Source organism: Nitrobacter sp. TKz-YC02 (assembly GCF_049852135.1).
In the GTDB taxonomy this organism is placed as follows: Bacteria; Pseudomonadota; Alphaproteobacteria; order Rhizobiales; family Xanthobacteraceae; genus Nitrobacter; species Nitrobacter vulgaris.
The window spans coordinates 3,828,160-3,841,129 of record NZ_CP180728.1; the positions used below are offsets into that span (position 1 = coordinate 3,828,160).

At 61.0% G+C, this 12,970-nt stretch carries 8 protein-coding genes; 4 read left to right on the forward strand and 4 right to left on the reverse strand.

What is annotated here, in order from left to right:
• Nucleotides 1–117: 117 nt before the first annotated feature.
• The 4 genes from ACM561_RS18395 to ACM561_RS18410 all read right to left on the reverse strand — a co-directional run bounded on the left by ACM561_RS18395 (nt 118) and on the right by ACM561_RS18410 (nt 6,595).
• Nucleotides 118–3,240 carry an efflux RND transporter permease subunit gene (locus ACM561_RS18395; RefSeq protein WP_425907012.1) on the reverse strand — a complete coding sequence of 1,041 codons (3,123 nt, stop codon included), beginning with the start codon at nt 3,238–3,240 and terminating at the stop codon, nt 118–120.
• The gene (locus ACM561_RS18400; RefSeq protein WP_425907014.1) at nt 3,240–4,088 is read right to left on the reverse strand and encodes an efflux RND transporter periplasmic adaptor subunit; all 849 of its coding nucleotides are present in this window, start codon (nt 4,086–4,088) and stop codon (nt 3,240–3,242) included. The genes ACM561_RS18395 and ACM561_RS18400 overlap by 1 nt, the downstream gene beginning before the upstream one ends.
• A 189-nt stretch (nt 4,089–4,277) precedes the next feature.
• A complete protein-coding gene (locus tag ACM561_RS18405) occupies nt 4,278–5,753 on the reverse strand; it encodes a caspase family protein (RefSeq protein WP_425907016.1) in 1,476 nt (491 codons plus the stop codon).
• A 203-nt stretch (nt 5,754–5,956) separates the two neighbouring features.
• On the reverse strand, nt 5,957–6,595 hold the full coding sequence (locus tag ACM561_RS18410) for an OmpA family protein (protein ID WP_425907018.1): 639 nt from the start codon (nt 6,593–6,595) through the stop codon (nt 5,957–5,959).
• A gap of 380 nt (nt 6,596–6,975) precedes the next feature.
• Here ACM561_RS18410 and ACM561_RS18415 point away from each other — a divergent pair, with 380 nt between their 5' ends.
• The 4 genes from ACM561_RS18415 (at nt 6,976) to ACM561_RS18430 (ending at nt 12,688) form a co-directional block, all read left to right on the forward strand.
• Nucleotides 6,976–8,421, forward strand: coding sequence for an MFS transporter (locus ACM561_RS18415; RefSeq protein WP_425907020.1), 1,446 nt, complete (start codon nt 6,976–6,978; stop codon nt 8,419–8,421).
• Between the two features lie 11 nt (nt 8,422–8,432).
• Nucleotides 8,433–9,242: a trehalose-phosphatase gene (gene otsB / locus ACM561_RS18420; protein ID WP_425909828.1), complete on the forward strand. Its 810-nt coding sequence runs from the start codon at nt 8,433–8,435 to the stop codon at nt 9,240–9,242.
• Nucleotides 9,239–11,032, forward strand: coding sequence for a glycoside hydrolase family 15 protein (locus ACM561_RS18425; protein ID WP_425907022.1), 1,794 nt, complete (start codon nt 9,239–9,241; stop codon nt 11,030–11,032). Before otsB ends, ACM561_RS18425 begins: the two co-directional genes overlap by 4 nt.
• 180 nt (nt 11,033–11,212) lie before the next feature.
• Complete coding sequence (locus ACM561_RS18430; RefSeq protein WP_425907024.1) at nt 11,213–12,688, forward strand: trehalose-6-phosphate synthase; 1,476 nt, start codon at nt 11,213–11,215, stop codon at nt 12,686–12,688.
• Nucleotides 12,689–12,970 lie beyond the last annotated feature (282 nt).

Genomic DNA, 12,970 nt, shown 5'->3' on the forward strand with positions numbered 1-12,970 from the left:
ATGGAGATGTCGTGTCAAACTGGCCGAAAAGAGCTAGTGGAATGAATTTGACATTCGTCAGAGACGCGTCAGATCAGAATCTGAAAACCCGCTTCTGAAACAGAAAGGCTATGGCACCTATTCGGCGCCCGGAAGCGAGGCGGCGTTTGGCGTTTTTTGTTCGGCGGCTGCAGGCTCAATGACATCGCCTGATGTGAATAGCCGTTTGCTGTGACGCCAGATGAACTTGCCGACATCATCCATCAGCAGGAACATCGCAGGCACGAACACGAGCGAGAGCATCGTCGAAAACAGCAGGCCACCGATTACCGCGAGCGCCATCGGCGAGCGGAATTCACCGCCGGCGCCGAACGCCAGCGCGCTCGGCATCATGCCCGCGACCATCGCGACGGTCGTCATGACGATCGGACGGGCGCGCTTCATGCCGGCATCAATGATCGCCTCTTCCCGCGCGCGGCCTCCGCGGATTGATCCGACCGCGAACTCCACCAGCATGATCGCGTTCTTTGTGACGATGCCCATCAGCATCAGGATGCCGATCCAGACGGGTGTCGTGAGCTGCTTACCGGTGAGCAGCAGAGCCATGATCGCGCCGCCGATCGATAGCGGCAGCGAGAACAGGATGGTGATCGGTTGCAGGAACGTGCCGAACAGCAGCACCAGAACCGCATAAACCATCATCAGTCCGGCCGTGATCGCTGTTGCGAATCCTTCAGATAGCTCGTTCAGGCTCTCGGCGTCGCCCGAAGGACTGACCTTCACGCCCTTGGGCAGGGTCTTCATCACCGGCAGATCGTTGATCCTCTTGGTCGCGTCGCCGAGCGCGGCCGTGCCGACGAGGTCGGCCGCGACGGTGGCCTGCCGCTCGCGGTCGTAGCGGTTGATGTTGGTGGGGCCTTGATCCAGCCTGATATCGGCAACGACGGAAAGCGGGACATGACCGCGGCCGCCACCGATCGGCACGCGCATCTGCTCCAGCATCTTCAAATCGGAGCGCGCGTCCTCTTCGAGTTGCACACGGATTGGAACCTGACGGTCACCGGCATCAAACTTCGCCAACGCCGGGCCAACGTCGCCGATCGTCGCTACGCGAATGGTTTGCGAGAGTTGCTCGGTCGATACCCCGAGACGCGCGGCGAGATCGGCTCGCGGCTGGATTCTGAGTTCGGGACGGTCGAGCGACGTCTCCGGCGTGACATTGGCAATCAGCGGAATGCGCTTCATCTGAGTCGCCAACTCATTCGCAACATTGCTGACGATGCCGATGTCGGGTCCGGTCACCACGAGCGAGACCGCGCGCAAGCCATTCTCGTCAAGGAACCAGTAACGGATGTCGGGAACACTTTCGAGTTCCTCCCCGATCGAGAGTTCCAGTTCCCGCTGGGTGATGTTGCGGTCTTGCTTCGGGGTGTAGTTGATGATCAGGGATGCACGGCGCACCTCCTGCAGTCCTGGCGGCACGCGCCCGCCGTCCACGAATACGCTCATCACCTCCGGCCGCTTGCGCAGCCGCGACGCGATCTCTTCCGTCACCTTTTCGGTATGAGCGAGCTGCGACCCCGGCGGCAGCTCCATCGCCAGCAGCGAGCGCGCGGTGTCCTGCGCCGGCAAGAAACCCTGCGGCAACAGCTTGATGCTCCAAATCGAGGCAGCAAAGACCGCGAAGCCAATCAGGACGGTGATGATGTAGTGCCGCACCGACCAGGTAACGAGGCTGATATAGGCGCGCAGCACGCGACCCGGCGGCGGCGGATCATGCGGATGGTCCTTCATGAAGTAAGCGGCGAGTACGGGCGTCACCAAACGCGCGGCCAACAGCGAGAAGAACACCTGCACCGACACCGTGATGCCGAACTGTTTGAAGAACTGCCCCGCGATGCCCGACATGAAACTCGCCGGCGCGAAAATCGCGATAATGGTGAGGCTGATCGCGATCACCGCGAGGCCGATTTCATCGGCCGCTTCGAGCGCGGCGCGGTAGGGCGATTTGCCCATTCGCATATGGCGCACGATGTTCTCGATTTCGACGATGGCGTCGTCGACGAGAATTCCGGTTGAAAGTGTGATGGCGAGGAAGCTGACCAGGTTCAGCGAGAAGCCGAGGATGTCCATCGCCCAGAAGGCTGGGAAAATCGACAACGGCAGCGAGATCGCGGCGATAATGGTGGCGCGGATGTCGCGAAGGAACAGGAAAACGATGATGACGGCGAGCGTCGCGCCTTCGAACAGGGTCGAGATTGCCGCCTCATAGTTGCCTTTTGTGAACTCGACGGAGGAGTCGATCAGCTTCAGATCGACGTCGGGATATTGCCCTTTCAGCGCGTCGATCCGATCCTGCACGGCCTTCGCCACCACAACGTCACTCGCTCCCTTGGAGCGTTTGATGCCGAGCGCGACCACCGGCTGGCCGTTGAAGCGGGCAAAGGTCCGACGGTCTGCGATAGTGTCAGTCACCGTGCCGAGATCGTCGAGACGGATTTCGCTGCCGCCCGGCAGAGAAATCATCGTGCCTGCCAGCTCGTTGAGGGTCTTGGCGCCGGCTAGGGTCCGGATCGCCTGATCGTTCTGTCCGATCTCCGCCCGTCCTCCGGCGACATCGACGTTGATACCACGCAGCCTCTGACTGACATCGACCGCCGTCAGTCCCACCGCGTGCAGGCGATCCGGATCGAGCGACACCAGAATTTCACGCTCGACACCGCCGATGCGCTCGACCTGGGCGACGCCACGGACGCCTTGTAATGCCCGCTTGACCACGTCGTCGACAAAGTATGACAGTTGTTCGGGCGTTTTGCCGGGCGAGATCGCGGCATAGGTGACGATCGGCAACCCGATGACGTCGACACGCTGGATCAGCGGCTCGTTGACGTTCTGCGGGAGATTGGCGCGGACCCGCGTCACGGCGTCCTTGACGTCGTTCAGCGCACGATCCGTATTGGTCTCGAGCGCGAACTGAATCGTGGTCAGCGACAAGCCATCTGTGATCGAGGACGAAATATGACGGACGCCCTCGACGCCCGAGACGCCATCCTCGATGGTCTTGGTGACCTGTGACTCGAGTTCGGCGGGCGCAGCGCCAAACTGCGAGACCGCCACAGAGATCACAGGGATATCCGCGCTCGGCAACCGTGTGATCGCGAGCTTGGTGAAGCTGACCCAGCCCAGTATCAGCAATATTATCGAGAAGAGGACGGACGGGAGCGGATGCCGGATCGACCAGGCGGAAATATTGGAGGCCATCAACGTGCTCGCAATCGATCGTGATCATCGGGGAATATGGCCTTGACCCGATCGCCGTCATGCAGCGACGTGCCGGCATCGGCCACGACGATTTCTCCGACTTTCAATCCTTCCAGGATCTCGACGGCGACGTCGGACGTCAGTCCGACGCGAACGCGCCGCGTCTCCACGACATCTCCGTTGACCACCTGAACCGTCAGGTGATCGATCGCGGAGCGGGGAATGGCTACGCCGCAACTGCGCTTGGCGTCGATGCTGGCGCGGGCGAACATTCCGATCCGCAACGTCGGATCTTCGCTCAAGGACAGCCGGACATGACCCATTTGGGTTTTGCGATCGATCTCGGGCGAAACCAGCCGGATGTGCCCGACCAGATCGGGCCCATCCTCGCGGCTGACGCGCGCGCTCGCGCCCGGGTTGAGCTTGAGCACATGAATCGACGGCACCTCGGCATCCAGTTCAACCTCATTATTGACTGCAATCCGAAACATCGGCCCGGCTCGCAGCGAGGCCGGCGCTCCGACGGCGGTACCGACTTGGGTGACGAGGCCCGCAGCAGGCGCGCGCACCGCCGATCCTGATTTTCCGCCGGGGGGTGGCGTCAGCCGGGCCAGTTCCTGATTCAGTGCGACGGTGTCGCCCTCGCGGACAAGCACGTCGGTGACCTGCGATCCTTCCGAGTCGGGGCTGACCACCGCTTCCCGGCGTGCAACAACGAAGCCGGTCACACGAACCATGTCGGAAAAGCAGGCATTGGTCGCGCGGGCTACCGTCACGAGGGCGCCTCCGGATGACCCGGTGTCGTCGGCGGCGTACAAAGAGTTCACGAGGCCGATAGTCGCCACCATTGCGCCCAAAAGCAGGCCGGAGACGAGCTTATGCGCGCACCGCGGCCGAAATCCTGAATCCGAAAGTTGCCTCACCCTGCAATTCTCACATTGAACGCGCCGCGTGTCTCGATACGGCGACAACCTATACGGCGCATCCGCAATCGCAAAACAAACGGGTCGAAATCATCGCCGTGCAGGTACACGACCTCAGCGCACGCCGTATCCGGTAAACTCCTTCGCGATGTCCGGATCCATTGCCTTGGCGTTGGCGATGTCAAGGTTACCCTCCGCGACGGCGCCGCTGCGCCGCCTGGCAAGGCCCCGGCCGTAAAGCGAGGAGGTCAGCCTGGGGTTGATCTTGAGCGCCGCATCGAAGTCCGCGATCGCGTCCTTGTTCGCGCCGCTCTTCAGGTTGAGCAGGCCGCGGCTGTCCAGCGCATCCACAAAATCCGGCCTCAACCGGAGAGCCTCGTCGCAGTCTCGCCGCGCGGACGGCAACTCGCCGATCACAGTCCGGGTCCAGCAGCGATTGTTGTAGGCCTCAACGTCCTTCGGATTGAGTCGGATCGTCGCATCGAAATCCTTGATGGCGAGTGCATAGGCGCCCTTGCTGGCATAGACCTGCCCACGCCGATACAGTGCGTTGGCGTCGTCTGCCTTGGCGGCGATCCTGGTCGTCAACGATTTGATCGTTGGATCGTCCGCCAAAGCCAGCGCGGTCTTTCCGTCATCCCGGGTTTGCTGCGGAGGTTCCGCCGGAGGTTTGGCTTGGCCCGATGAGGCTTTGGGCGTCGGAGGCGCCGACGCAACAGGTGTCGGTGCGGGCGGAGACGACGGAACGGGTGGAGATAAAGCCTCGGTCTGCGGGCTGGGCGGCAACGATGGCGCTGCGGCGACATCTGGCTGGCCATCCCGGCCGGGAATAAAATGGAAATCCTCGGCCAAAGACGACGAAATCCACGGCACCTGCTCAGCGCGCGAGGCTCGCGTCACCCCGACACGGGTGCGATTCAGCGTTTCCTCGGCTGTCAGGCCGGGGACGCGGATCTCCTTCAGCAATTCGCTGACGAACAGGCTGTGATCGGTGCCGGCATCGCTGGACACCGAACTCAGCGCCGCAGAATACATCACCAGCGTTCCGTTCGGCGCGATCACCGGAGCCAAACCGGCCGAAAAGCTGCGGAAGCGGCGCTCGAACGGATTGCGGCGGGAGGCGTCAAGCAACGCGATCTTGACTCCTGCACCGCGATTGTTGATCTCACCCAGAATGGTCTCGAGGCTGAAGCCGTCACGGCGCACATCCGCTTCGGTCCAGAGTTGTGCGTCGACCGGAATGAGGTAGCTTTGGCGTCCGGACTGGATACCGTATCCGCTGAAGAAGATCAGCGCGACGCTGCCAGGCTTGATGCGGGTGTATAGACGCTTTAGCGCGAGGCGCATGGCTTCGCCGGTCAGATTTTCACCTGTTTCGACATCAAAGCCGTCGTGCTTGAGTTCGGCGGCAACATCGCGGGCATCGTTGATCGGCTCCTTGAGCGGCGCTTCGCTGTCCGGATAGACGGCGTTGCCGATGACAAGCGCAATCCGCGTGCTTCCGTCGGTCGCGGCCGATGCGACCGCCGGCGCCATCGCAAGCGCCATCGTCAGCGTCCACACGGCCAGCACCGCAACTCGAATGTTCATGCGACGACCGTCCAAAGTCAGACGCCGTTCCAGCCCGCGCCGTGGTGACCTTATCTTACGCGATCCGCATTTTCAAACCAACGACGCGGCAGCTGTCAACGGCCGGCAAAATACAAGGCTTGCGCATCGACGACTACATCGGGCTGCGTAGTCATGTCAGCGACATGGTGTGCGGCATAAGCGCGGCACGCGCAATATCAGCATTATTTATTCGCGGCCTGCTCTTTCGCCGCCATGTTGACGACCTCGACGCGACGGTTTTCCGGAGAGAACGGGTCTGCAGAATTCTTGTATCCCTCTTTTCCATATCCGGCCGCGACCAGATTTTCCGCCGGAATCTTATATGTCTCAATAAGGAATCGCTTCACGGCTTCAGCGCGGCGTTCAGAGAGGTCATGATTGTAGGCATCGGAGCCCTTGCCGTCAGTGTGGCCACCGAGCATGATGACGGAGCCTGCCAGCTCGTCGCTCGTCAGCGCCTTCCCAAGGCTGTGCAATTGCGGCTCGGTCCGCGGCGTCACGGCCGCGGAATCGAAATCGAAGTTAATATCCAGATCGATCTTCGGGCGCTGGGCGGCAATCTCAGCCAGGTGATCGCGGTCGCCCATGGACAGCGAGCGGGTCTTGCCGCGCACGTTCCTGACGAAATCCAGATCGCTGGGGCTCAGCGCTGGCCGTGTTGGCGCGCTCAGGCTACGCGTCTTCGAAGTCTTAAGTCCGTCGATAATCTGCTGCGCGGAAAGGTCGCCGGCCGAGGCCTTCTGTGGTGCGGCGATCACAACCAGGCCGGACGCCAGAATGGCCGCCCTCAGCCTTTTTCCGGAAATCGTCTGAACCCACATGATCATCTCCCTTTCTGTTCATTGGTCCGCCACACGATAGTGTTGTTGCGCAGCATTCTATGGGTGACCTGCCGCCCGAACTTCCTGATTTGACGCCGCTCGGCGGAAGTTCGTTCAAAATTATTCAAGGCATGGACGCACATCAATAACGACGGGGACGAGGTCAACAGGCCTTCGAAATCGGGGAACTAGGGACCGGAGTGGCGCGTTTCTGGTCAGCCAACAGGCGGGAACAGGGCCTGCCAGCAGCGGCGGATTGCCAACGGACCCATGTGGAATATCACTGAGCGAGCCTGAGCATTAGCTCAATCTTGATCGTTGCTTGCGAACGGCGGGGAGAGCCGGCCGGGCAACGTGTTCTGACGACTGAAAGGTTATCATTGCAGGAACCGAAGGACCGGATCGTCGAGACAGACATTCCCGCGCGTCTCGACAGCCTGCGCTGGAGCCAATTTCATACGCGGGTCGTGACCGCCCTTGGAATCACCTGGATACTGGACGGGCTGGAGGTAACGCTCGCAGGCGCGCTGTCCGGCGCGCTCAAGGACAGTCCCACCCTTCGCTTCAGCAACCTCGATATCGGCGTCGCCGGCAGCGCTTATCTTGTCGGAGCTGTGCTTGGGGCGCTGGGCTTCGGCTGGCTGACGGATCGCATCGGGCGCAAGAAACTTTTTTTCATCACCTTGACGCTCTATCTAGCCGCGACGGCGGCGACCGCGCTGTCTTGGGATGTCGCCAGCTTCGCGCTGTTCCGGTTTCTCACGGGGGCAGGCATCGGCGGCGAATATACCGCGATCAATTCGACGATCCAGGAACTGGTGCCAGCGCGGTACCGTGGCTGGACCGACCTGACCATCAATGGCAGTTTCTGGATTGGCGCCGCTCTTGGCGCGGTAGGTGCGATCGTGCTGCTCGACCCACAAGTCATCGATCCGGAACTGGGGTGGCGGCTCGCGTTTCTCACCGGCGCAGTCTTGGGACTTGTGGTGTTTGTGATGCGACTGTGGATCCCGGAAAGCCCCCGCTGGCTGATGATTCACGGACGGCCGGACGAAGCGGTGGGCATCGTCGCCGGCATCGAACGGATAGCAGTTCGCCATTCCGATGCACCCACCGGAGGGGTCTGGCCGACGATCAGGCTTCGGATGCGCAGCCACACACCGCTGCGCGAGGTGGCGCGGACGCTGTTCAAAACGTATCGGCAACGCTCGCTGGTAGGCCTTGCGCTGATGACCGCGCAAGCGTTCTTCTACAATGCGATCTTCTTTACTTACGCGCTGGTGCTGTCGACCTTCTACAACATTCCGGCGGAGCGGATCGGGTGGTACCTTCTGCCGTTCGCGGCGGGTAATTTTCTCGGACCATTGCTGCTCGGCCGGCTGTTCGATACCGTCGGACGCCGCGCGATGATCGCGTTCACCTACGGAATCTCCGGCGTTCTGCTCGCCATAACGGGCTATCTCTTCGCCACCGGCGTTCTGACCGCACAGACCCAGACGATCGCGTGGATGGTCATCTTTTTCTTCGCTTCGCCGGCCGCCAGCTCGGCCTACCTGACCGTGAGCGAGACCTTTCCCCTTGAAGTGCGGGCGCTGGCGATCGCGGTGTTCTATTCTGTGGGAACCGCAATCGGCGGCGTCGCCGGCCCGACGCTGTTTGGTGCCTTGATCGACAGCGGCTCGCGTGACAGCGTATTCGCCGGATACTGTTTCGGGTCGGCGCTAATGATCGCAGCCGCGCTGATCGGCTGGCGATATGGAATCGCTGCCGAGCGGCAGTCGCTCGAGTCGGTAGCGTCGCCGCTTGCCGTTGTGGAGTCACGATGAATCATGGTGTGATGAATCAGGGTGTAATGGAAAACGTGCCGAACAAAACCGCTTCCGTGACCGACGACCCCGAGCCTCGCGCGCTGCCGCTCGGTACATCTGCGCTGTTGCTCGATATCGATGGCACACTGCTCGATCTCGCGCCGTCGCCCCACGAGGTTTACGTGCCTCCCAAGCTCGCTTCGTCGCTGTCGCGGCTGTTGTCGCGGACGGCTGGCGCGCTGGCGCTGGTCAGCGGTCGATCGCTCAGCGATATCGACCGGATCTTCGCACCGATGCTGTTTCCCGCTGTCGGTGGCCACGGTGCGGAGATGCGGATTTCGATCGAAAGCGAGGCCGTGGCTGCGCATGCGCCGCCGATGAATCCGGATTTAATCCAACGGTTTGCAGCGATCGCCGAATTGCATCCCGGCATCCTGGTAGAAAACAAGGGTTACTCGCTGGCGCTCCATTTCAGAAAGGCGCCGGATGTCGAACGCGCGATCTATGATCGGGTATCGGCAATACGCGCCGACCTGCCGAACGCGGCCATAGAGGTGCTGCCGGGCAAGTTCGTCTGCGAGATCAAGCATTCGGGATTTACCAAGGCGACCGGCGTGACCGAGCTGATGTCGCATAAGCCGTTCAAGGGACGGCGGCCGGTCTTCATCGGCGATGACGTAACCGATGAAACGGTCTTTGCCATCATGCCAGACCTGAACGGCTTGTCGTTCTCCGTCGGACGGCGCGCCCAAGGCGTGAACGGCCATTTTCAAGCACCCAGCAACGTCAGGGCCTGGCTGGCCCGTCTGCTCGACGACGAACGAGCGGTCGCTGAATGACCGATCATGGGCTCGATCTCGCTGTCATCGGCAACTGCCGGACGGCGGCACTCGTCGATCCGACCGCGCGGCTGGTATGGTGGTGTTTCCCGCGCTTTGACTCGGACCCGGTATTTTCGCGCCTGCTCGCGGGGGACGAAGAAAAAGGTTTCAGCGATGTCGTGCTGGATGGCATGGCCGATTTTCAGTCGGACTATGTTCGCAACACCGCGATCGTCTCCACCGTCCTGACCGATACGCACGGCAATGCCGTGCGTATCACCGACTTCGCGCCGCGTTTCCGGCAATATGGCCGCATGTTCCGGCCGCCGCAGTTGTTTCGCATCATCGAGCCTGTCGCGGGTCTGCCCCGGATCACCATCCGCATCCGGCCGACGCACGCCTACGGCAAACCGATGGTCCGGCACTCGATGGGCAGCAACCACATCCGCTATTTCGAAGAAGACGGCACCGCGATCCGCGTGACCACCGACGCGCCGCTGGCTCTGATCGAAAACGAAACGCCGTTCGTTCTGACGCGGCCGATGTATCTCGTCTTCGGCAACGACGAAGCATTTCCCGGCGATCTGGCGTCAACCGCCCAGCGTTTTGCGGACGAAACCAAAACCTACTGGCTGAGCTGGGTGCGTCGTCTTTACATCTCCTATGAATGGCAGGAAGCCATCATCCGCGCGGCCATCACGCTTAAGCTGTCCAACTTCGAGGAAACCGGCGGCATCATCGCCGCGCATACCACCTCGATTCCCGAGGCGCCCGGCTCGGGCCGCACCTGGGATTATCGTTATTGCTGGCTACGCGACGCCTATTTCGTTGTGAAGGCGCTCAATCGCGTCGGTGCGACGCGGACGATGGAGGACTTCATCGGTTTTACGCTCTCGCTCGCATCGAATGCCGAGGAGGATCTCAAGCCGGTCTACAGCGTGGTCCCGAATCTGCCGCTAGATGAGTGGACTGCCGTCGATCTTCAAGGCTATCGCGGCGACGGGCCGGTGCGTGTCGGCAATGCCGCGGTCGACCAGAAGCAGCACGACACCTATGGCAGCGCCATCCTGGCGGCGCTGCCGCTGTTCTTCGATCGCCGGTTACCGCGTCCCGGTGACGAAAGCCTGTTCACGCTGCTTGAATCGCTAGGCAACAGGGCGGCCCGCGTTGCGATGACAAGTGATGCCGGCATCTGGGAATATCGCGGTCGTCAGCGTGTCCATACCCACTCCGCAGCGATGTGCTGGGCCGGCGTCAACCGACTCGCGGCTATCGCGGAACGGCTCGGCCTGCCAGAACGCGCGGCGCACTGGAATGCAATCGCTGATCCGTTGCATGCCGAACTGATCGATCGCGCGTGGAACCCGAAGCGCGAGGCCTTTACCGCGGCATTCGGATCCGACGATCTCGATGCGAGCGTGCTGTTGCTACCCGAACTCGGGGTTTGCGAGGTTGACGATCCACGATTCATCAAGACTGTCGCTGCCATGGAGCGCGAGTTGCTGCGCGAAAAGCATGTAATGCGTTACGCGGCAGAAGATGACTTCGGTCTTCCCGTGACTGCGTTCCTAATCTGCCGGTTCTGGCTGATTGATGCGTGGTGGTCGCTCGGGCGGCGAGAGGAAGCCCGTGAGGCCTTTGTGGATGCGCTGGCGCATCGCAATCGCTTCGGGCTGTTATCGGAGGATGTCGATCCGAAAACCGGCGCGTTGTTTGGGAACTTCCCGCAAACCTACTCCATGGCCGGATTGATCCTGACCGGCATGAAATTGTCGCGCAATTGGGAGGATCGTTACTGGCGTAGCTGAATCGATGAAAAACACTTCTCGTTAAAAGTGACGAGATAACCGTTTCATTCTCAAATGACCGGGAACTTTGAGTTTCCTTCTAGACTGCCTGAATTTGGCGTCAATTTGGTAGGAAGGAGGCAGGAACCATATTGATGAACGCGCGTTTATCTGCGGGTGCAAAACCAGGAGGGGATCCTTGTGAACCTCGTTGTCGTTTCGAATCGCGTGGCGCGTGCGCGGGCTAATGAGCCCCTGACAGGCGGCCTAGCGGCGGCGCTGTTACCAGTTGTTGAAAAATCAGGAGCAATTTGGGTAGGTTCCAGCGGACGGGTACGCGACGGGTCGCACAAGGAACCCTTTGCTGAAGTTGAAGCCCTCGGATCCGGAGCACTTGCATTGCTGGATCTACCGGCCGCGCACTACGGCGGATACTACGAAGGCTTCGCGAATTCGGCGTTGTGGCCTGCGCTTCATTCCCGGTCCGATCTCATTCGCGTGTCGCACGAGGACTATCAATCGTATCGCGAGGTCAATGCCTTCATGGCGAGGGCTCTGATGCGCTTTCGCAAGCCCGACACTGCGTTCTGGATTCAGGATTATCATTTCCTCTCGCTCGGTGCCGAACTGCGCGATCTGGGTGTCAGCAATCCGGTCGGTTTCTTCCTGCATACACCCTGGCCGGCTCGCGCCGTCATGGGGGCGGTGCCGCATCATCGCGAATTGATCGAAGCGATGCTGGCCTATGATCTGATCGGATTCCAGACCGACGACGACTGCGAAAATTTTCTCAGCTATCTTCAATCGGAACTCGGCCTCAAGATACAAGACGGCGTCGTGACGTCGCGTTACGGCAAGTCGCGATGCGCCGTATTCCCGATCGGAATCGATGTCGAGAAATTTGCGTTGCAGGCCGCCAAGGCATCCTCGCATCCGGACGTGTCGCGATTGCGCCGTAGCCTGAACGAAGAACAACTAGCGATCGGCGTCGACCGCCTCGACTATTCGAAGGGCCTTGTGAATCGGATCAATGCATTCGATCGCATGCTGGTCTTGAACCCCGCGCTGAAGCGCACTGTCTCGCTGCTGCAAATTGCGACGCCCTCCCGCGGTATGATCGAGGCCTACGGCAATCTGCAAAGCGAACTTGCGAAATTGGTCACCGACGTCAATGGCCGCCACGGTGAAACCGACTGGATGCCGATCCGCTACCTCAACCGGGGTTACAGCCAGACCGTGCTGGCCGGCCTCTATCGCACCGCGCGCGTAGGCGTGGTGACGCCGCTGCACGACGGGATGAATCTCGTCGCAAAGGAATATGTGGCCGCGCAGAATCCCGCCGATCCGGGGGTGCTGGTATTGTCCAAATTTGCGGGCGCGGCGAACGAGTTGCAGACAGCGCTCCTCGTCAACCCTCACGAAATCGACGGGATGGCCCGCGCCATTGCCGCCGCATTCGCGATGCCGCTGACAGAACGCAGGACGCGTTGGGAGGCTATGATGCGGAAGCTACGTGCCGGGACCGTCCAGCAATGGTTTACGGACTTTTCCGAAGCACTGGAGGACGCGCGCGTGGCTAACAAAAAGACCGCAAGCGACCGTCCCGCTGCTGCGGTAACACCGAAATCATGGCCGCTGCATGTGGTGGGTTCGCGTAGCGGCGCCGGCGTTCACTAGGGCGCTTCGGCTGGAGTCGGAAGAGATTACTAAGGTGATTGACCCGATTTTTCGGTAAAACGTTTTCGACGAACCATCCTCCTCCGCTCTGAACGCAAATTGAAGCGATTTTCGCTCGGCAGAGCCGGTAATCCCAACCCGGGGCTTGCAATCCCGGGATCATCCGGCGTTTCCGCCGAGATTCTTCATTTGCGGAAATTCACATCCGTGCCGGACGGCCCCTGAATGGTGGGAAAAGTTCTGCTAGGGCGAAGAATAACTGCATCAGCCATACTGTTAGGG